This window comes from Burkholderia sp. BCC0097, assembly GCF_902832985.1.
Lineage (GTDB): Bacteria > Pseudomonadota > Gammaproteobacteria > Burkholderiales > Burkholderiaceae > Burkholderia > Burkholderia orbicola.
Genome location: NZ_CADFDM010000008.1, coordinates 71,233 through 91,710 on the forward strand (window position 1 = coordinate 71,233; position 20,478 = coordinate 91,710).

The following is a 20,478-nucleotide window of genomic DNA, read 5'->3' on the forward strand; positions in this document are numbered from 1 at the left end:
GGGCCTGCCGCTTCCCGGCGACAGGCCCTCGCCGCCCGGCCGGAACCGGGCGGCCCGACGCGGGCCGGCGCCTCTCCGTCGCGCCCGCGTCACCTTCCTGCTCCGCGATCAGCGGAACACGTTCACCGCCTCCACCAACCGCGTCGCCTGTTGTTTCAGGCTCTCCGACGCCGCCGTGCTCTGCTCGACCAACGCCGCGTTCTGCTGCGTGATGTTGTCCAGATGCACGACCGCCTGATCGACCTGCGCGACGCCCGTACTTTGCTCGGCCGTCGACGAACTGATCTCGGCGATCAGGTCCGACACGCGCTTCACCTGCGTGACGATGTCCTCCATCGTCTTGCCCGCGCCGTCGACGATCCGTGCACCCGACTCGACCCGCTCGACGCTCGCGCCGATCAGCGTCTTGATCTCCTTCGCCGCGTTCGCGCTGCGTTGCGCGAGCGCGCGCACCTCGCCAGCCACCACCGCGAAACCGCGCCCCTGATCGCCCGCGCGCGCCGCCTCGACGGCCGCATTCAGCGCGAGGATGTTGGTCTGGAACGCGATGCCGTCGATCACGCCGATGATGTCCGCGATCTTGCGCGAGCTGGCGGTGATGTCGTTCATCGTCGCGACGACTTCGTTCACCGCCTGCCCGCCGCGCCCGGCCGCCTCGCTCGCGGACACCGACAATTGATTCGCCTGCAGCGCCGTTTCCGCATTGCTCGACACGGTCGCCGTCATCTCGGCCATCGACGCGGCAGTCTGCTGCACGCTCGTCGACGCCTGCTCGGTGCGCGCGCTCAGATCGTTGTTGCCCTGCGCGATCTCGTTGCTCGCGCGCTGCACGTTCAACACCTGTTCGCTGACGTCGTCGACGAGCCAGCGGAACATCAGCCCGAGCTGGTTGATCGTGCGCAGCGTCATGCCGATCTCGTCGACGCGGTTCATCCGCACGCCGCTGCGGCTCTCGCCGGTCGCCACGCGCAACGCCTCGTCGCGCAACTGCCGCAGCGGCCGCACGATCTGCGCGTCGAGCCACAGCCCGGCCGCCGCCGTCACGCCGACCGCCGCACCGGCGAACGCCGCGAGCCCGCCGCCGGCCAGCCCGGCCGCCCAGCCCGCGCCGACGACCGCCGGCGCCAGCACGCACAGCGTCGACACCAGCCGCGCCCGCACCGACATCGTCTGGAACAGCGACGCGATGCGCAGCACGCCCGTGCGCACGATCAGTCCTTTGTGGAACCGGCGGCTGCCGGCCTTGCCTTCGCGGAAATCGCGATACAGCGCCTCGGCGGCCGCGATCTCGTCGCGCGTCGCCTTCGTGCGCACCGACATGTAGCCCTTCGGCTGCCCGTTGCGCATCACCGGAATCGCGTTCGCGCGCACCCAGTAGTGATCACCGTTCTTGCGGCGGTTCTTCACGAGCGCGGTCCACGGCTCGCCGCCCTTGAGCGTCGCCCACATGTCGGCGAACGCCTCCTTCGGCATGTCCGGATGCCGCACCACGTTGTGCGGCTGGCCTTCGATCTCTTCGGGAGAAAAGCCGCTGACCTGGATGAATGCCGCGTTCGCGTAAGTGATATAGCTGTCGGCATCGGTCGTCGACATCAGCGTCGCATCGTCGGCAAATTCGAATTCGCGTTGCGTGACGGGCTGGTTGTTGCGCATGGTGTGGAGCTCCGGGTGGCGGATCTTGCGTCCGCTCGTCGATTGATTCGAGACCCCGCGCATGGCGATCGATGCGCATGCGTGTGAGTCAGGCTCCTGCACTTTCGGCAAATCCGGCGAAAACATTATGCCGCGTTCGGGTAAATATGCATTAAATCTGCATCACCTCGCTTTCACCGAATATTTTGTTTATGGATAAACGAATTGCCTTGTCCGACAACGGTTTGGGGGCGATTCGTCTGATTATTGACCGCATGATTTCGGCTCGATTTAACACGCGACGAAAAATCTGAAACAAGAATATTTCTCGTTTATCGCCATTCGATTGAATTCGCCAATCTGAATAAGCGCAGTGCGCGACATCGGCATTCATTGATCGAACCCGCACGTCGCGCACGCTTGCATCCATCACCTGAACACGTTCACCGCATCCACGAGCCGTGTCGCCTGCTGCTTCAGGCTTTCCGACGCCGCCGTACTCTGCTCGACCAGCGCCGCGTTCTGCTGCGTGATGTTGTCCAGATGCACGACCGCCTGGTCGACCTGCGCGACGCCCGTACTTTGCTCGGCCGTCGACGAGCTGATCTCCGCGATGAGATCCGACACGCGCTTCACCTGCGTGACGATGTCCTCCATCGTCTTGCCCGCGCCGTCGACGATCCGTGCACCCGACTCGACCCGCTCGACACTCGTGCCGATCAGCGTCTTGATCTCCTTTGCCGCGTTCGCGCTGCGCTGCGCGAGCGCGCGCACTTCGCCGGCCACCACCGCGAAACCGCGCCCCTGTTCGCCCGCGCGCGCCGCCTCGACGGCCGCATTCAGCGCGAGGATGTTGGTCTGGAACGCGATGCCGTCGATCACGCCGATGATGTCGGCGATCTTGCGCGAGCTGGCGGTGATCTCGCTCATCGTCGCGACGACTTCGTTCACCGCCTGCCCGCCGCGCTCGGCCGCCTCGCTCGCGGACACCGACAATTGATTCGCCTGCAGCGCCGTCTCCGCATTGCTCGATACGGTGGCCGTCATCTCGGCCATAGACGCGGCCGTCTGCTGCACGCTCGACGCGGCCTGTTCGGTGCGCGCGCTCAGGTCGCCGTTGCCCTGCGCGATCTCGTTGCTCGCGCGCTGCACGTTGTGCACCTGCTCGCTGACGTCGTCGACGAGCCAGCGGAACATCAGCCCGAGCTGGTTGATCGTGCGCAGCGTCATGCCGATCTCGTCGACGCGGTTCATCCGCACGCCGCGCCGGCTCTCGCCGGTCGCGACGTTCAGCGCCTGCTCGTGCAGCCGCTTCAGCGGTTGCACGATCTGCGCGTCGAGCCACCAGCCGGCTGCGGCCGCCGCGCCGGCCGTCACGCCGGCAAACGCCGCGAGCCCGCCGCCGGTGAGCCCGCAGGCCCAGCCCGCGCCGACGACCGCCGGCGCCAGCACGCACAGTGCCGAATGAACGCGCGCGCGCACCGACATCGTCTGCGGCAGCGACGCGATCCGCAGCAGCCCGGTGCGGATGACGAGCCCCTTGTGGAACCGGCGCTGGCCGGCCTTGCCTTCGCGGAACGCGCGATACAGTGCGTCCGCGGCCCGGGTCTCGTCGTGCGGCGCCTTCGTGCGCACCGACATGTAGCCTTGCGGCGCGCCGTTGCGCATCACCGGAATCGCATTCGCGCGCACCCAGTAGTGATCGCCATTCTTGCGGCGGTTCTTCACGAGCGCGGTCCACGGCTCGCCACGCCGCAGCGTCGCCCACATGTCGGCGAACGCCTCCTTCGGCATGTCCGGGTGACGCACCACGTTGTGCGGCTGGCCGACGAGTTCCTCGTTCGAGAACCCGCTCACTTGCGCGAACGTCGTGTTCGCGTAGGTGATGATGCTGTCGGCATCGGTCGTCGACATCAGCGTGACGTCGTCGGGAAAATCGAATTCCTGTTGGGTAACGGGCTGGTTGTTGCGCATGCAAGGCTCCGAAAGGCGGATCTGTCGTCCGCGCCGCGCTGAAATCGCGCTCAGTAGCCGAAAAACGGTTGCTCGCTTTACGACACTCTCGTCCTTACTGTCGGCAATTCGCCGGAAAACCTTAATTCCGTTGCGCATAAAACGGGCAATCCAGCCATTGCCATGATTTCGATCAAATAATCCGGCGATAATCGCCATGCACGTTTATCTGGCAGTCACGAAGCGCCGCGCGGCATCGACAATGCCGGCGGCCGTTGCGTGCGGCGAAACGATTCGCTTATCCTGCTCCATTCGACCTGAATTCGAATCCGATGAAAAAGGCATTGCATGAATTGAATCGGCTGTCCTGGAATACGGCGACGGTCGCGCATAACAGCCATAAAGGCGATCAGGCTGCATTTTTCCGCAATGGCGGCTCGACGCTGTTTCCGGAGGAACGCGAACTGCTCGGCGAGCTCACCGGCTTGCGGCTCTTGCACCTGCAATGCAACGCGGGACAGGACACGCTGAGCCTCGTGCGCGACGGCGCGGACGCAACCGGCGTCGACATCTCCGACGAGGCGATCGACTTCGCGCGGCGACTGTCGGCCGACGCGGGCCTGCCCGCGCGGTTCGAGCGCGCCGACATACTCGACTGGATGCCCGAAGCCGCCGCGCGCGGCAAGCGCTTCGATCGCGTGTTCACGTCGTACGGCGCGATCTGCTGGCTGTCGGACCTGAGCGCATGGGCGCGCGGGATCGCCGCGCTGCTCGCGCCGGGCGGCCGCTTCGCGATGGTCGAATTCCATCCGTTCTCACTGTATTTCGACGAACACTGGCAGCCGCGTTACGACTACTTCAAGCACGATGCGACCGAGGAGCCCGCAGGCGTCGGCGATTACGTCGCGGTGTCCGGCACGGGGCTCGGCGCGCAGCACGACCATTCGGGCGTCGTCGATTTCGCGAACCCGCACCCGAGCTACGAGTTCATGTGGGGCATCGGCGACGTGGTGAATGCGCTGGTCTCGGCCGGGCTCGCGATCGACCGCCTGAACGAATATCCGTACTCGAACGGCTGGAAGGGCTTCGACGGCATGCGCGAGCTGGAGGGCCGCCGGATGGTGCCGCCCGAAGGCATGCCGCGCCTGCCGTTGATGTACGCAATCGCCGCGCACCGGAGGACCGCATGACCCGCCGCACCGCCGCCGAGCGCGACGCGCTGTCGGCCCGCCTGCTGGCCCGCGACGACGTGCCGCTCGTGTGGACCATCGACCGGCGAGAAATCATCGAACACCTGTACGTATTGCGCGACGGCGCGCTGCATCTCGTGCCCGAGTTCTACGACGTGTCCGGCTGGCCCGACGGCGAAGCCGACCACTACACGCCGATCCTGCTCGACTGCCACGACCGCGGCGGCTGGTTTCTCGGCCGGTTCGACGGCGCGCGACTCGTCGCGGCAGCGATCGTCGACAGCCGGCCGCTCGGCCCGCGGGGCGACATGCTGCAGTTGAAGTTCCTGCATGTAAGCCACGACTGGCGCGGTTGCAGGCTCGGCGAACAGCTCTACCGCGCGGCGCAGGTGCAGGCACGCGCGATGGGTGCCGAGCGCCTGTATGTGTCGGCGACGCCGTCGCAGCGCACGATCGACTTCTACCTGCGGCTCGGCTTCACGGTCAGCACGGCGCCCGATCCCGAGCTTTACGCGCTCGAGCCCGAGGATATTCACCTCGAAGGGCCGACCGCGTGACGGCCCGGCGCACGGATGAAGCGTAGAGCTTTCCGCCCTGCCCCAGCCGTCATCCGTTGCCATCAGCCGTCACGGAGCGCGACATTGAACAACGACCTGCCACCGCCCGCCTCGCCGAAAATCCTCGTCAGCATGTGCGTGGTCGGTCATCCGGTCCGTTACAACGGCTCGGCGAAGACCGCCGCGCACGAGGCACTCGAACGGTGGCAGCGCGAAGGGCGTCTCGTGGCCGTCTGCCCGGAGCTGGCGGGCGGCTTGAGCGTGCCGCGCCCGCCTGCCGAGATCGCCGGCGGTGCATCGGGGCAGCAGGTGCTGTCGGGGCACGCACGCATCGTCGACGTGAACGGCGCCGACGTGACGGCGCCATTCGTTGCCGGCGCGCAAACCGCGCTGGCCCTCGCGCAGGCACACGATTGCCGCTTCGCGATCCTCGCCGACGGCAGCCCGTCGTGCGGCAGCACGTTCATTTACGACGGAAGTTTCGAGAGCCGGAGACAGGCGGGCGCCGGCGTCACGGCGGCGCTGCTGCGCGAGCATGGCATCGAGGTGTTCGCGGACACCGAGATCGACGCGCTCCACGCGCGCCTCAGGCAACTGTCGCCGGCCGGTTAACGACGATGGGCGGCACGAGACCCCTCGTGCCGCCCATCGTGGCAGAAGCAGCTCAGCGGTAAAGCAGCACGTATCCGGCCGCTTCACCGCATCACGCCGATCAGACGCGTTCGATCGCGATCGCGATGCCCTGACCAACGCCGATGCACATCGTGCACAGTGCAAAGCGGCCGTTCGTGCGATGCAACTGGTACATCGCGGTCGTCACGAGGCGCGCGCCCGATGCGCCGAGCGGGTGGCCGAGCGCGATCGCGCCGCCGTTCGGGTTCACGCGGGGATCGTCATCGGCCACGCCGAGCATGCGCAGCACCGCGAGACCTTGCGACGCGAACGCTTCGTTCAGTTCGATCACGTCGAACTGGTCGATCGTCATCCCGAGCCGCGCGAGCAGCTTCTGCGTGGCGGGCGCCGGGCCGATGCCCATCACGCGCGGCGCGACGCCGGCCGTCGCGATCCCCAGCACGCGGGCGCGCGGCGTCAGGCCAAAGCGCTTCGCGGTTGCCTCGTTCGCCAGCAGCAGTGCGGCGGCCCCGTCGTTCACGCCCGACGCGTTGCCCGCCGTTACCGAGCCATCGGGGCGCACGACGCCCTTCAGCTTCGCAAGCGCTTCGAGGGACGTCTCGCGCGGATGCTCGTCGCGCGACACGACCACCGGGTCGCCCTTCTTCTGCGCGATCGTGACAGACACGATTTCTTCGGCCAGCGTGCCGTCCTGCTGTGCCCGCGCGGCCTTCTGCTGGCTGCGCAGCGCGAACAGGTCCTGATCCGCGCGGCTGATGTTGTAATCGACCGCGACATTCTCGGCGGTTTCCGGCATCGAATCGACACCGTGCAGCTGTTTCATCAGCGGATTGACGAAGCGCCAGCCGATCGTCGTATCGTAGATGTCGGCCTGGCGCGCGAACGCGCTCGCGGCCTTGCCCATCACGAACGGCGCGCGCGTCATGCTCTCGACGCCGCCCGCGACCATTAGCGCGGCTTCGCCCGACTTGATCGCGCGTGCGGCCACGCCGACCGCATCCATGCCGGAACCGCACAGGCGGTTGATCGTCGAACCCGGCACGCCCTCCGGCAAGCCCGCGAGCAGCGCCGACATGCGCGCGACGTTGCGGTTGTCCTCGCCGGCCTGGTTCGCGCAGCCGTAGATCACGTCGTCGATCGCCGTCCAGTCGACGTCGCGATTGCGCTCGACGAGCGCCTTGAGCGGCACCGCGCCCAGATCGTCGGCGCGCACGCCGGACAGTGCACCGCCGTAACGCCCGATCGGCGTACGGATCGCATCACACAGAAAAGCTTCGGTCATCAGTGTCTCCGGTCCCGTGGAAGGCTGGGAAATGAACAGGGCGCGCCCCTTGCATTGCCCGCCGGGATGCGCTTAAATGTTCTATATACGAACATAAGATCGTGTATCGAACGTTCAACGCATCATAGGGAGTGCGGGGACGACCTGTCAAGCGCGCGGTCCGCCGGGCGGTTGGCGCGTCAGGCCCCATGCGCTATCTTCTCGGCTGCACGACAAACCAACCGTTCATGACAACCGAAGACATCCAGAAACCCGGCGACTCCTATGTACAGTCGTTCGCGCGCGGCCTCGCGGTGATCCGCGCGTTCGACGCGGCGCGCCCGGAGCAGACGCTCACCGAGGTGGCATCGGCCACCGGCCTCACGCGCGCGGGAGCCCGACGGATCTTGCTCACGCTGCAGACGCTCGGCTACGTCGAGGCCGACGGCCGGCTGTTCCGGCTCACGCCAAAGATCCTCGAACTCGGCTTCGCTTATCTCACATCGATGCCGTTCTGGAATCTCGCCGATCCGGTGATGGAGCAACTGTCCGCACAGATCCACGAAAGCTGCTCGGCCGCGGTGCTCGACCGCACCGAAATCGTCTACGTGCTGCGCGTGCCGACCCGCAAGATCATGACGATCAACCTGTCGATCGGCAGCCGGCTGCCCGCGTACTGCACGTCGATGGGCCGCGTGCTACTGTCCGCGCTCGACGACGCGGCGCTCGACGAAACGCTCGCGCAGAGCGGCATCCGCGCGCATACGCCGCGCACGATCACCGACATCGGCGAGCTGAAGGCGGCGATCGCGCAGGCGCGCCAGCAGGGCTGGGCCGTGGTCGACCAGGAACTCGAGGTGGGGCTGTTGTCGCTGTCCGCGCCGATCCGCAACCGACGCGGGCAGATCATCGCCGCGATGAACATCAGCGGCAACGCACAGCGGCATACCGCGAAGCAGATGGTGAAGGAGTTTCTCGGGCCGCTGCAGCAGGCCGCGCAGACGGTATCGGAGCTGGTGGCGCGGCGCGGGTGAGCGGTTACTTCGCTTGCCGGATCGGCAATACGACATTCGCGGATGGCGCGAAACGCGCAGAGCACGCATAACGCGGATAAAAAGACGGGCGGCATTCGCCGCCCGCTCAACTCTGACTCTACTTGCAACGTCCTTCTCACGGAACACGGAGCGCACTCCGCGTCGCACAATTTAGTGATGCGCTCCAACACGGTCAATCTGACGAGAACGAAATTGCGGGGCCCCATTCGGACACGCGCCCGTCCCGCCGCTCACGCGCCCAGCAGCATCCCCTTTCGCACCGGCACCGTGCCGGTCACGCGGCCAAGCGGCGCACCGGCCGTCACGAAACGGATCGCGCGGCGCATGTAGAACACGCCATCGGTCGCGCTCGAGATCGTCGTGATCGCATCCGTCAGCGGATCGACGATGTCGAATAGCGGATCGCCCGCACGGATCGCCGCGCCGATCGCCGCACGATGCACGAGAATCCCGCTCACTGGCGCATAGAACTGTTCGCTGCCCGCGAGCGGTGTGGCCGGCGCGGCCAGCGGCGGCAGCGGCGCACGTTCACCGCGTACCGCGCCGCACCACACGAGATAGTCGACGAGCGCGTCGGCGTCGCGTTGCGCGTACTCGTACGTCACGTCGCGCTGGCCCCGACACTCGACCGTCACGGCCACGGTGCCGGCCGCCATCGGCATGCCGTCCGGCAAATGCGCGCGCAACTGCGACCACAGCAGGTGATGCGCATCGTCGAACGCGTGCCCGCCCGAATCCTCGGCGAGCAGCGACACCTGCGCACCGAGATACCGCGCGAGCGGCTCGACCTGCGGCCACGCGGTATCGCTCGTGTACACGTGCATCACCGCTTCGAGCGAACAATGCAGGTCGATCACGACGTCGGCGTCGTGCGACAGCTTCAGCAGCGCCAGCTGCAGCGCATCGAACTCGGTGCGCGGCGCGATTTCGTCGAGCGCCGCGCCGACGCATTCGCGCACGATCGCGCGATTGCGTGCGCCGTCGTCGCCCAGCCGGTCGCGCGCGCGCGCGGCGATCTCCGCGAGCGGCAGGAAGCCGCGATTGAAGTTGCGGCCGCTCGCGAGATCGAAACGGCCAATGAACTGCCCGAGCAGATGATGATTGAGGCCGATCGGGTTCGACACCGGCACGAGCACGATCTCGGCCGCGAGCCGGCCTTCGGCGTCGAGCTGCGCGAGACGCTGCTTGAGCACGAACGCCGCGAGCATCGCGGGCGTCTCGTCCGCGTGCAGCGCGGCCTGCAGGTAGATCTTGCGGCCGCTGTCGGCCGGCCCGAAATGAAAGCTCGTCAGCGTGCGCTGCGTGCCGATCGACGGCGACAGGAGCGGCGTGGTGCGAATCTGCATCGATGGTCTCGAATGGATGAAAGCAGGAAATCGGAAGAACGGGCCAGCACGGCGCTCAGTCGCCGTATGGATTGAAATCGAAATACTGCTTCGCGATCCGGTCGTACGTGCCGTCCTTCAGCATCGACGCGATCGCGCCGTCGATCGACGCCTTCAGCGCGGTATCCGACTGCCGCATGCCGATGCCGACGCCGCGATCGCCCATGTCGAGCGGCGCGCCGACGAATGCGAAACCCTTGCCGCGCGGCTGGCGCAGGAACCCGTAGTCGGCTTCCACGGCGCCGAGCAGCGCCGCGTCGAGGCGGCCGTTCACGAGATCGGCGAACACGTCGTCCTGGCTCTTGTACGGCACCACGCCGACGCCGGCCGGCGCCCAGTGCGCGAGCGCCCACGATTCGAACTGCGTGCCCGACTGCACGCCGACGCGCTTGCCGGCCAGCGACGCCGCCGTGCCGTCGAGCCCGCTGCCGGGCCGCGCGACGAGTCGCGACTTGAAGCGGAACAGCTTCGACGAGAACAGGATCTGCTTCTCGCGCTTCGCGGTGATCGCCATCGACGACAGGATCGCGTCGATCTTGCGCGCCTGCAGCGCGGGGATCATCCCGGAGAATTCGAGCTCGACCCACTGGCAGCGCAACTGCGCGCGGCGGCAGATCTCGTTGCCGAGATCGACGTCGAAGCCCTTCAGACTGCCGTCGGGCGCCTTCGCGTCCATCGGCGGATAGGTGGGGTCGATGCCGAGTCGCACCACGTGCGCGTCGAGCGCATATGCGGACGTGGCCGCCAGGCCAAGGCACAGGGAAACGAACGGAACGAGGAAACGTTTCATGGTCGACGATGGGCAGGAAGAGGAATGAACGGCATGAGCCGAACTGCCTGCGATCGTAGGGGCCGCGCGCGGCCGCCGGAACCATCGGCTGGCTTATCATGATCGGTATTTCCGATCACCGGCCTCGCTGCTTCCCATGGCGTTCACGCTGTCCCAGCTCCGCATCTTCCAGGCCGTCGTCGAGCACGGCAGCCTGCGCGCGGCCGCCCGCGCACTCGATCTCGCGCAAAGCGGCGTCACGCAGCAGCTGCAAGGCCTCGAGGCGACGCTCGGCGCAACGCTGTTCACGCGTACCAACCGCGGGATCGTGCCGACCGCCGTCGGCCAGCGGCTGCTCGCGCGGTCCGGTTCGATCCTCGGCGAATGCGAGCAGGTCGAGCGGGAAATCCGTCAGTTGAGCGGCGCCTACGAAGGCACCGTCACGCTCGGCCTTGTGACCGAACCGCTGATCGACGCGTTCGCGCCGGTGCTGACCGCGTTCCGCGCGCGCTTCGACAAGGTCGACGTGCACCTGCGCACCGGCACGTCGCGGATGATGATCGGCTGGCTGCGCGAGAGCGCGGTCGATTTCGCGATCGCGCTGATCGCGAAGCAGACCGACACGACCGATCTCGCGGTCACGCCGCTGCGCACGTCGGCGCCGGTGGTCGTCTGCCGTAACGGGCACCCGGCGATGCACGCGCAATCGCTCGCCGAGCTGGCCGACTACGGATGGGTGTCCACGCGCTCGCCGAACCTGAGCGCCGATCCGGTCGTCAACCGGCTGCTCGCGTACTTCGATGCGCACGGCCAGCCGCCGCCGAAGATTCTCGCGACCGTCGAAGGGATGTTCGAGACGCTGCAGATCGTCACGCAGACCGATTCCCTCGCGCTCGAAACCGAAGCGATCACGCGGCACGGGCCGTTCGGCGGCGCGCTCGTGAAGGTGCCCGTGCGCGAGCAGGCCGACGCGCAGGACATCTGCCTGCTGCAGCGCGCGGCCGTGCCGCTGACGCCGGCCGCGCAGGAACTCGCGACGATGCTCGCGTCGTATCTGAGGGTGGTGCGCGGGCGGTAAGCGCACACGGCCGCGTCGCCGTCCGCGCCGCGCATCGCGCGCCCGGTCAGTCCAGCGATTCCCGCGCCGTCTCGCGCAGCATCGCGACCGCGATCAGCGACAGCACCACGCACGCGGCCACGTAGCCGGCCGGCGCGAGCTTGCTGCCGGTCGTCTTCACGAGCCAGGTCGCGATCAACTGCGCGGTGCCGCCGAAGATCGTCACCGCGAGCGCATACGCGATCGAGATGCCCGTCGCACGCACGTGGCGCGGCAGCGACTCGCACATCAGCGCCATTTCCGATGCCGAGCCGAGCGAATAGAACAGCAGCATCAGCGCGGTCAACGGCAGGATCACCGACAGCGTCGGATGGTGGTTCATCAGCCAGAACGCGGGAAACAGCAGCGCGACCAGCACGCCGCGGCCGACGAAGATCGGCAGGCGGCGGCTGCCGAGCCGGTCCGACAGCCAGCCAAACAGCGGGCATGTGACCAGCATCACGCAGCCCGACGCGACGCCGACGAACATCGACAGCTTCATCGGCAGGCCGAGCGTGTGGATCGCGTAGGTCGGCATGTAGAAGGTGAGGATGTAGGTCGACACCGTGCCGCCCATCACCGTGAGCATCAGCAGCAGCACCGTGCGCGTGTGCTTCGAGAACAGCTCGCGCAGCACGCCGCGCTCGATGCCGTGATGGCGGTCGCCGGGTGCGTCGTCCGCGAGCCGGCGACGCAGGACCATCCCGACCGGCGCGATCAGCACGCCGACGAGGAACGGCAGCCGCCAGCCCCAGCCTTCCAGCGCATCCTTCGTCATCGTGTTGGACAGCAACGCCGCGAACCCCGAGCCCATCAGCGCGGCGCCGCCCTGCGTCGCGAGCTGCCAGCTCGCGCGGAACCCGCGGCGCGACGTGCCGCCCTGTTCGAGCAGCGTCGACGTCGCCGCGCCGAATTCGCCGCCCTGCGAGAAACCCTGCAGCAAGCGCGCGAACACGACGAGCAGCGGCGCGGCGACGCCCACCTGCGCATAGGTCGGCGCGATCGCGATCAGGCCGGTGCCGAGCGCCATCAGCATGATCGTCAGGTTCAGCGCGGCCTTGCGCCCCTTGCGGTCCGCGTAGACGCCGAGCACGACGCTGCCCAGCGGCCGCGTGAAGAAACCGGCGGCGAAGGTCGCGACCGACAGCAGCAGCGACGTGGTCGGGTCGCTCGACGGGAAGAACAGCTTGCCGATCAGCACCGCGAAGAAGCCGTACACGGTGAAATCGAAGAATTCCAGCCAGTTGCCGATCACGGCCGCGGCGATCGCGCCTCGCTTCGTGACGGCAGGCGCATCGCGCGTGCCGGTTTCAGCGGCCTCCGCCGGCGCGGGGTGCAGCGCGAGATGATCTTTCTGCATCGCTATCCTCTCCTGTCAATGCGCCGGAAGCGCCGGCCGCGCGCCGCCGCCGCGATCACTGTCCGAGGTAACGCTCGACGAGGCGTGTCCAGAACGCCGCGCCGATCGGCAGGTTGCGATCGTTGAAGTCGTATTTCGGGTTGTGCACCATGCAGCCGTCCTCGCCTTCGCCGTTGCCGAGCCGCACGAACGAGCCCGGCCGCTGCTGCAGCATGAACGCGAAATCCTCGCTGCCCATCAGCAGGTCGGTCTGCTCGACCACGTGTGCATCGCCGACGAGTTCGCGCGCGACCTGCGCGGCGAAATCCGTTTCGGCATCCGTATTGACGACGACCGGATAGCCTTCGATGTACTCGACGTTCGCGCTCGCGCCGTAGCTCGCGGCCTGCGTTTCGGCCAATTCGGTGATACGGCGCTTGAGCAACGCGCGCACTTCCGGGCTGAACGACCGTACGCTGAGTTCGAGGCGCGCGCCGTTCGGAATCACGTTGTTCGCGGTGCCCGCGTGCATCGAGCCGACCGTGACGACCGCCGGCTGCGACGGGTCGACGTTGCGTGCGACGATCGTCTGCAGCGCCATCACGATGCTCGCCGCGACGACGACCGGATCGACCGTCAGGTGCGGCCGCGCCGCGTGGCCGCCGACGCCCTCGATCGTGATGATCGCCTTGTCGCCGGCCGACATGAACGGACCGCGCCGCGTGAGGAACACGCCGGGCGCCGCGCCCGGATGGTTGTGCATGCCGAACACCGCGTCGCACGGGAAGCGCTCGAACAGGCCGTCGTCGATCATCTTCTTCGCGCCGCTGTCGACGCCGTGCTCTTCCGCCGGCTGGAAATAGAGGTGGACGGTGCCCGAGAAGTTGCGCGTCTTCGCGAGATGCTGCGCGGCGCCGAGCAGCATCGTCGTGTGGCCGTCGTGGCCGCATGCGTGCATCTTGCCGTGCGTGCCGCTCGCATACGGCAGGCCGGTCGCCTCGACGATCGGCAGCGCATCCATGTCGGCGCGGATGCCGATGCTGCGCGTGCCGTCGCCCACCCGCAGCGTGCCGACCACGCCCGTCTTGCCGACCCCGCGCGTCACCTGCCAGCCCCATTGCTCGAGCTTGTCCGCGACGAGCGCGGCCGTGTCGTGCTCCTCGTACGCGAGCTCGGGATGATGGTGGATGTGGTGGCGGATCTCGCGCAGCCCGCCGGCGGCGGGCATCAGATCCTCGACTTCGGTGAAGCGGGTATCGGTGGTCATCAAGAGGCTCCTGCTGATTGTCTGCGTGTCTCGCACGCGGCGTTTGCATGCGGGAAAGCGAGCCACTATAGCCAGCCGATATCGGTTCAAGAAGATGCTGAATTTTTCACCGTGATAAGTGTTTTTAATCAGGGTTAGTACGGAGATGTCGGTCGAACCTGCACCGTTTCGCCGCACACACTCCATATCGATAGCCCACCCGATAGATGCGGCCGCTATGCGGCCGATCCCGGCCCGCCGGGCTGCGGCACCCGCGCGATATGGTCGATGACGAGCGGGCACCGCAGCGCCGCGAGATGACGCTCCAGCGCCGGCAGCCGCGTGCCCTGCCCCCGCTCGATATGCCATCCGAGGTTCGCGATACGCGCGGCCGCCGCCATCGCAGACGAGCTCAGTTCGTACGAGCCTTCAGTTTCGCCACGAGGACGTCGCCGAATTCAGGCGCCGACATCGGCTGCTGCGCCGTGATCAGTTCGCGATCGACGACCACGTTGCTGTGCCAGTTCGCCACCGTGTCGACGTGAGCGCCGGCTTCGGCCAACGCGTTCACGGGATAGAACTGCACGTTGCCGCCGAGCCCGCTCGGACCTTCGAGCTGCTGCTCCTCGCCCGTCGAGAAGACGGTCATCCGGTAACCGGCATACGGCCAGCCAGCCGCGAAGGAATTCGCGTTGCCGTCGTTGGCGACCATCGATGCAACGAAGGCATTCGGGTCGCGCAGTGTGGACAGCAACACGGTCGGCCCGTGACAGATGATCGCGGTAGGACGCCCGCTGTCGTGGAAGCCGACCAGGATCTTGCCGAGATTCCGGTCCTTGAGCAGGTCGACCATCGGCGCATGGCCGCCCGGAATAAACAGGCCGACGTAACCGCCGGTCCCCTCCGAGACGACGGCGGCCAGCGTCTTCGGATGCTTCAGTTGCGCGATACCTTGCGCGTACTTCAGCGCATCCGCGCGCGCTGCATCGTCGCCGCCGAAAAACAGCTTGTTGTTCGAGTTCGCGTCCATCACCGGCATGTCGCCGTTCGGATTGGCGATCACCGGCTCGTAGCCAGCCTCGACGAGCTTGCGGTACGGAACGACGAATTCGTTGAGGTAATAGCCGGTCGAATATTTCCTGCCGTCGCGCAAATCGAGTTCGTGAGCGCTCGACATGACGACCAGCACCTTGCCGCGCGACTGCGCCGATACGCCCACCGGCAACGCAAACGCGGATGCCGTGGCGAGTACGGCAGCACCGATCCTGAGGATGTTCATCATCAATCCCTTCCGAAAAATTGAGTGAGCCGGTTCAAGCGCCGGTCCCGGCATCCGCCACGTAGCGCGGAGCGGCCTTGGCGTTGGCGAATTGGGGCGTGAGTGCGCGGCGGGCCGCTTCCCATTGCGTCCAGCCGTCGCCGTCGTGCAGCGTCGGGATCGTCACGAGCTCGCCCTGATCGAGGCCCGCAAGCGCGGCATCCACCAGGTCGTCGGCGGTCATCGTGCTGGCGGCCTCCTTCTGCTTCGCATAGCCGGCCACATCCCAGAACTCGGTCGCCGTCGCTGCAGGCAGCACGGTCTGCACGCGTACGCCCTTGTCCGCCAGGTCGCGCTGAAGCGTGTGACCGAAACTCAGCACATACGACTTCGATGCGCTGTACACGCCGTTGAGCAGTTCGACCGCAATACCCACGACCGAGCTGATGTTGATGATGGTGCCCGTGCCCTTGCTGGCGAACACCGGTGCGACCGCGTAAGTCAGGCGCGTGAGCGCCGTGATGTTCAGATGGATCATTGACTCCATCGTGTCGACGTCGCCGTTGAGAATCGACGCGACCGAGCCGATTCCCGCGTTGTTCACCAGCATCGTGATGGTGCTGTTCTCGCGCAGGATGCCTTCGATCTTCGCGAGCGCAACCTTGTCGTTCAGATCGGCGGCGACGGTCTCGACCGAGCGGCCGGTCTCGGCCGTGAGGCGGCGTGCGAGCGTGTTCAGACGGTCCTGGTTACGCGCCACGAGGATGAGGTCGTAGCCGCGTTTCGCGAGGCGGTCTGCGTAAATGGCGCCGATGCCAGCCGATGCGCCGGTGATCAGCGCGGTGCCTTTCGTGGAAGTGGTCATGATTTTTCCGTTCCGTGAATCGAGCCGACCGGGTGTCGGTTCGTGGAACGAATTCTGGCTTCGACCGACCTCATCCTCAATGTCATATATGCAATGATTCATGCCATCCGTGCACTGACCGGAAACCTTGCAGATTCGTCCTTTGGAACAGGCGCTCGATTACCCAAAATCGTTTCTGTCGTTGGCTCCGCTCGGTGCCTTGCGTCCCGAAGGCGGCCGCGCGCAATGCCATTGGATGACACGCCGCCGCAGCCCGTGACGATGTCCGTTTTATGCTAGATTCAATTGATCAGGACACGCACATGGCGGACGTCATGCACACCGTAGGGCTCGTTGTTTACCCAAATTTCCAGTCGCTCGCGCTCGCGGTGGCGAGCGTGTTCGAGTACGCGAATCTGCTCCGCGGCGAGGAGGTGTACCAGTTCCGAATCGTGTCCGAGCACGGCGGCGCGGTCATGTCGTCGCAGGGCTTTTCGGTCAACACCGAACCGCTGGCCAAAGCGGGATATGACACGCTCATCGTCGCCGGGGACAACGAATGCCGGCTTCCGTCGGCGACGCTGGTGGAGTTCCTGCACCGCGCGCCCTTCCACTCGCGGCGCATTGCGTCGATATGTACGGGCGCGTTCGTCCTCGCGGCCGCCGGGCTCCTCGACGGGAAACGGGCCACGACGCACTGGTATCACGCGCGGGATTTCAAGAAGCAATATCCGAACGTGCAACTCGACGAAGATCGCATCTTCGTCGTGGACGGTCAGGTCTGGACGTCGGCCGGCATGAGCGCCGGGGTGGATCTCGCCCTCGCGATCGTCGAAAGCGACTTCGGACTGGAAACGGCGCGCATGGTCGCGCGCAAGCTCGTGCTGTACCAACGGCGCGGCGGCGGCCAGTCGCAATTCTCGACCTTGCTGGAACTGAACGCGCGATCGGACCGCGTGCAAATGGCGCTGACCTACGCGAGCGAAAACCTGGCGAGCGATCTGTCGGTGGAACGCCTGGCAGAGGCGGCACGCTTGAGCCCGCGCCAATTCAGTCGCGTGTTCCGGGAGGAGACGGGGCAATCTCCCGCGAAGGCAGTCGAGCGGCTGCGCGTGGAAGCCGCCCGCCTGATGATGGAAACGACGCGCCACCCGATCGAAATCATTGCGAGAGAAACCGGCTTCGGCGACCGCGAGCGCATGCGCCAGGCATTTCTGCGCGCGTTTGGGCAACCGCCGCAGACCATACAGCGAGCCTCCGGGGTTGCGCCGCTCATGAACCACGGTTTGTTGAACCAATAGGCGGACCGGTACGCGCAGTCTTGCTTACCCAGACCGTGAGCGCTCGCTTCGTCCATCGCAAATGACGAGTGGGTTTCCGTCAATGAAGCGTCAGGGCTGCAAGCAGCCAGCAACCCAGACGAAAAGTCTACTGCTCGCCGGAAGACCACTCCGGGCTATAGCCGCCCAGCGCCGGGTGGTACATTTCGTCGCCGGAATGCTGCGTGAATTCGACATTGAGCCGATCCTCACGCAAGCCGAGAATCTCCACGCAGTGCGCGCAAAGTGCCTGCGCCACTTCCATGCGCTGCCCGGGCGGGCGGCCCTGTCGGATATCCAGCATCATCACGGCGACCGGGACAGGCGCCTCGCCGGCCGCGGCAATACGCCAGACACCGCCTTGCCCCAGCTCGCGGATCGCGACGCTGATACGCCGAATATCGACCGACATCATCCGCGCATAGGTCTCGCTCATTTTGGCGGCGAGCGACTGCTTGGTTTCCACGGAATAGTGGTCGTTCACGTCCAGTTGCAGATAGGGCATGGTATTCAGGATTCCGGGTGATTGATCGAACGCGTGCGGCATCGGCCTGTCCAGATGCCGTCAGCCGATTCTGGCACCCGGCTCGCCGCCCTCACCATGTCGAATAAGCCACGATTCCGGACACGGGCTCAAAAACGACACCTGTTCGCGGAGGCGTCTCGCGACATCCTCCCCGCGCTATGCAAATCCATACAACTTCGCCGGATTCGTGACGAATATCCGCTGCTGCCAGTCCGGCCGCCCGATCCAGCCGGCGATCACGTCCAGCAAGCTTGCATCATCCGGCTTGTCCGTCTTCTGCGTCGGATGCGGCCAGTCGGTGCCCCACAGCATGCGTTCCGGCGCCATGTCGATCAGCGCCTTCGCGACCGGCGCGACGTCGTCGTAGGCAGGCGCGCCCGTCTTGCTGTCGACGTACGGCCCCGACAACGTGATCCACGTATGGCCCTTTTCCACGAGGCGTTGCGCGGTACGAAACGCGGCCGACGGCAGCCCGCCGGGCTGCGGCACATGCGCGATATGGTCGATGACGAGCGGGCAAGGCAACGCCGCAAGATGCGGCTCCAGCTCCGGCAGCCGCGCGCCCTGCACCACCAACTCGATATGCCAGCCGAGGTTCGCGATGCGCGCGGCGAGCGGCGCCAGCATGTCGAGCGTCGTCGCGCCCGGATAGCTCAGGTTGAACCGGATCGCGCGGATGCCGCCGCGATCGAGCGCCCGAAGTTCGTCGTCGCTCACGGTGCCGTCGACGACGGCCACGCCGCGCGCGTCGTCACCGAACTGCGCGAGCGCCGCCAGCGTGCAGCGATTGTCCGTCCCGTACGTCGACGGCGTCACGACCACGTTGCGCTTCACGCCGATCCGCGTCTGCACGCGCCGGTATTGCGCGACGGTCGCATTCGGCGGGCGCAGCGTCGTGCCCGGCGCGACCGGAAACCGGTCGTCGTAGATGTGCATATGGCAGTCGATCGCCCCTTCGGGCAATTGGAACGCCGGCCGCTCGGTGCCGCTCGACCACGTTTCGTCGGCGGCGGCCAGCCTCGGCAATGCAGCCGAAGCCAGCGTCGCGCCGGCGATCCTGAGGAACTCGCGTCTCGCGATGCGCGCCATGATCAGATGGTCCCCGTCTTGCCGACCAGCTTGCCGGCCGCATGATTGCGCGTGAGCAGCAGCAGCGTCGCGACGCTCACGAGCGTGAGGATCGCGAGCGGCATCAACGCGAGCGCGTAGCTGCCCGTCGCCGCCTTCACCCACCCGTACACGTTCACCATCAGCCCGCCGCCGAGCAGGTTCGCGATCGCATTGACCGTCGCGAGCCCGGCCGCCACGGTGCTGTTGGACAGCATGTCGGTCGCGAGCGCCCAGAACGGGCCCTTGAACGAATACGCGCCGACCAGTACCGCGCAGAGCATGCAGACCGTCGGCAGCAGCGATCCGCTCAGCGACGTCGCGAACAGGCCCACGCCGATCAGCAGCATCGGCACGACCGTGTGCCAGCGCCGTTCGCCGACGCGGTCCGAGCGACGGCCCCAGTAGACCATCAGGACGGAGGCCACCGCATACGGCACCGAATTCAGCAGGCCGGTCTCCATGACGGTCAGGCCGAACGACTTCAGCAACTGCGGCTGCCACACGGACAGCGTGCTGCCTGCCGCGGAAGCGCACGTGTCGACGAGCGCGAGGCACAGCACGTAGCGGTTGCGGAACAGTTGCGAAAGCGGCAGCGACGGCACCTTCTTGCGCGTCTTGTGGCCGGCGGCCAGCGTGGTCGAGAGCCACGCACGCTCGTCGTCGTCGAGCCACTTCGCGTTCTCCGGCTTGTTCGTCAGCACGAACAGGCACGCGATGCCGAGCAGCACGGTCGGAATGCCTTCGAGGATGAACAGCCAGTGCCATCCGCGCAGGCCCCAGACGCCGTCCATCTGCAACAGCAGCGCGGAGACCGGCGAGCCGATGAAGCTCGCGGCCGGAATCGCGACCATGAACGTCGCGACGATCCGCGCACGATACTGCGCGGGAATCCAGTACGACAGATAAAGCAGCACGCCGGGGAAAAAGCCGGCCTCGGCCGCGCCCAGCAGGAAACGCAGCACGTAGAACGTCGTCGCGTTGTGCACGAGCGCGGTCGCCGCCGACACGATGCCCCACGTGATCATGATCCGGGCGATCCAGATCCGCGCGCCGTATTTCTGCAGCGCGAGATTGCTCGGCACTTCGCAAAAGAAGTATGAAATGAAGAACAGGCTGCTGCCGAAACCGAACACCTGCGCCGACATCCCGAGGTCATGGTTCATCTGCAGCGACGCCATCCCTACGTTGCCCCGGTCGATGAAGGCAAGCAGGTAGCAGATCATCAAAAAGGGAATGAGTCGCCAGACGACCTTTCGTATGGTCCGGCGCTCGATCGCGGACGCGTCCATGAAAGCGGTTTGCATG

At 66.5% G+C, this 20,478-nt stretch carries 18 protein-coding genes and 1 pseudogene; 6 read left to right on the plus strand and 13 right to left on the minus strand.

Annotated features, from left to right (window positions below; genetic code table 11):
* Positions 1-108 precede the first annotated feature (108 nt).
* Together HWX07_RS26220 and HWX07_RS26225 are read right to left on the minus strand one after the other, a co-directional pair.
* Positions 109-1,653 (minus strand): PAS domain-containing methyl-accepting chemotaxis protein, encoded by a 1,545-nt coding sequence (locus HWX07_RS26220; RefSeq protein WP_175878216.1) that lies wholly within the window; start codon positions 1,651-1,653, stop codon positions 109-111.
* A gap of 408 nt (positions 1,654-2,061) precedes the next feature.
* Positions 2,062-3,606 carry a PAS domain-containing methyl-accepting chemotaxis protein gene (locus HWX07_RS26225; RefSeq protein ID WP_175878217.1) on the minus strand — a complete coding sequence of 515 codons (1,545 nt, stop codon included), beginning with the start codon at positions 3,604-3,606 and terminating at the stop codon, positions 2,062-2,064.
* A 311-nt stretch (positions 3,607-3,917) separates the two neighbouring features.
* Here HWX07_RS26225 and HWX07_RS26230 point away from each other — a divergent pair, with 311 nt between their 5' ends.
* The 3 genes from HWX07_RS26230 (at position 3,918) to HWX07_RS26240 (ending at position 5,944) form a co-directional block, all read left to right on the plus strand.
* Positions 3,918-4,775 carry a class I SAM-dependent methyltransferase gene (locus HWX07_RS26230; RefSeq protein WP_175878218.1) on the plus strand — a complete coding sequence of 286 codons (858 nt, stop codon included), beginning with the start codon at positions 3,918-3,920 and terminating at the stop codon, positions 4,773-4,775.
* A complete protein-coding gene (locus HWX07_RS26235) occupies positions 4,772-5,332 on the plus strand; it encodes a GNAT family N-acetyltransferase (protein ID WP_175878219.1) in 561 nt (186 codons plus the stop codon). The genes HWX07_RS26230 and HWX07_RS26235 overlap by 4 nt, the downstream gene beginning before the upstream one ends.
* Before the next feature lie 84 nt (positions 5,333-5,416).
* The gene (locus tag HWX07_RS26240; RefSeq protein WP_244130036.1) at positions 5,417-5,944 is read left to right on the plus strand and encodes a DUF523 domain-containing protein; all 528 of its coding nucleotides are present in this window, start codon (positions 5,417-5,419) and stop codon (positions 5,942-5,944) included.
* Between the two features lie 100 nt (positions 5,945-6,044).
* On the opposite strand, the gene pcaF is transcribed toward HWX07_RS26240, so the two are convergent.
* Positions 6,045-7,247, minus strand: a complete 1,203-nt coding sequence (gene pcaF, locus HWX07_RS26245) for a 3-oxoadipyl-CoA thiolase (protein WP_006480432.1) — start codon at positions 7,245-7,247, stop codon at positions 6,045-6,047.
* Between the two features lie 227 nt (positions 7,248-7,474).
* Here pcaF and HWX07_RS26250 point away from each other — a divergent pair, with 227 nt between their 5' ends.
* Positions 7,475-8,260 (plus strand): IclR family transcriptional regulator, encoded by a 786-nt coding sequence (locus tag HWX07_RS26250; RefSeq protein WP_175878220.1) that lies wholly within the window; start codon positions 7,475-7,477, stop codon positions 8,258-8,260.
* A gap of 251 nt (positions 8,261-8,511) precedes the next feature.
* Here the strand turns inward: HWX07_RS26250 and HWX07_RS26255 are convergent, their stop codons facing one another.
* Together HWX07_RS26255 and HWX07_RS26260 are read right to left on the minus strand one after the other, a co-directional pair.
* On the minus strand, positions 8,512-9,627 hold the full coding sequence (locus tag HWX07_RS26255) for a succinylglutamate desuccinylase/aspartoacylase family protein (protein WP_175878221.1): 1,116 nt from the start codon (positions 9,625-9,627) through the stop codon (positions 8,512-8,514).
* Between the two features lie 55 nt (positions 9,628-9,682).
* Positions 9,683-10,456 carry a transporter substrate-binding domain-containing protein gene (locus HWX07_RS26260; protein ID WP_175878222.1) on the minus strand — a complete coding sequence of 258 codons (774 nt, stop codon included), beginning with the start codon at positions 10,454-10,456 and terminating at the stop codon, positions 9,683-9,685.
* A 136-nt stretch (positions 10,457-10,592) separates the two neighbouring features.
* Here HWX07_RS26260 and HWX07_RS26265 point away from each other — a divergent pair, with 136 nt between their 5' ends.
* Complete coding sequence (locus HWX07_RS26265; protein WP_175878223.1) at positions 10,593-11,513, plus strand: LysR substrate-binding domain-containing protein; 921 nt, start codon at positions 10,593-10,595, stop codon at positions 11,511-11,513.
* A 46-nt stretch (positions 11,514-11,559) separates the two neighbouring features.
* Here the strand turns inward: HWX07_RS26265 and HWX07_RS26270 are convergent, their stop codons facing one another.
* The 5 genes and pseudogenes from HWX07_RS26270 to HWX07_RS26285 all read right to left on the minus strand — a co-directional run bounded on the left by HWX07_RS26270 (position 11,560) and on the right by HWX07_RS26285 (position 16,239).
* Positions 11,560-12,891, minus strand: coding sequence for an MFS transporter (locus HWX07_RS26270; RefSeq protein WP_175878224.1), 1,332 nt, complete (start codon positions 12,889-12,891; stop codon positions 11,560-11,562).
* A 55-nt stretch (positions 12,892-12,946) separates the two neighbouring features.
* The gene (locus HWX07_RS26275; protein ID WP_175878225.1) at positions 12,947-14,137 is read right to left on the minus strand and encodes a M20 aminoacylase family protein; all 1,191 of its coding nucleotides are present in this window, start codon (positions 14,135-14,137) and stop codon (positions 12,947-12,949) included.
* Between the two features lie 218 nt (positions 14,138-14,355).
* Positions 14,356-14,508: pseudogene (locus HWX07_RS37040) on the minus strand (2-pyrone-4,6-dicarboxylate hydrolase); the annotation flags it as partial.
* Between the two features lie 20 nt (positions 14,509-14,528).
* Positions 14,529-15,398 carry a type 1 glutamine amidotransferase domain-containing protein gene (locus HWX07_RS26280; protein WP_244130037.1) on the minus strand — a complete coding sequence of 290 codons (870 nt, stop codon included), beginning with the start codon at positions 15,396-15,398 and terminating at the stop codon, positions 14,529-14,531.
* 31 nt (positions 15,399-15,429) lie between these two features.
* Positions 15,430-16,239: an SDR family oxidoreductase gene (locus tag HWX07_RS26285; RefSeq protein ID WP_175878226.1), complete on the minus strand. Its 810-nt coding sequence runs from the start codon at positions 16,237-16,239 to the stop codon at positions 15,430-15,432.
* A 314-nt stretch (positions 16,240-16,553) separates the two neighbouring features.
* Here HWX07_RS26285 and HWX07_RS26290 point away from each other — a divergent pair, with 314 nt between their 5' ends.
* The gene (locus tag HWX07_RS26290) at positions 16,554-17,519 is read left to right on the plus strand and encodes a GlxA family transcriptional regulator (RefSeq protein ID WP_175878427.1); all 966 of its coding nucleotides are present in this window, start codon (positions 16,554-16,556) and stop codon (positions 17,517-17,519) included.
* Positions 17,520-17,646: 127 nt separating this feature from the next.
* Here HWX07_RS26290 and HWX07_RS26295 read toward each other — a convergent pair whose 3' ends face one another.
* The 3 genes from HWX07_RS26295 to HWX07_RS26305 form a co-directional block, all read right to left on the minus strand.
* Positions 17,647-18,042, minus strand: a complete 396-nt coding sequence (locus tag HWX07_RS26295) for a tautomerase (protein ID WP_175878428.1) — start codon at positions 18,040-18,042, stop codon at positions 17,647-17,649.
* A 177-nt stretch (positions 18,043-18,219) separates the two neighbouring features.
* Positions 18,220-19,152: an amidohydrolase family protein gene (locus HWX07_RS26300; RefSeq protein ID WP_175878227.1), complete on the minus strand. Its 933-nt coding sequence runs from the start codon at positions 19,150-19,152 to the stop codon at positions 18,220-18,222.
* A gap of 2 nt (positions 19,153-19,154) precedes the next feature.
* Positions 19,155-20,477 (minus strand): MFS transporter, encoded by a 1,323-nt coding sequence (locus tag HWX07_RS26305; RefSeq protein ID WP_175878228.1) that lies wholly within the window; start codon positions 20,475-20,477, stop codon positions 19,155-19,157.
* Position 20,478 lies beyond the last annotated feature (1 nt).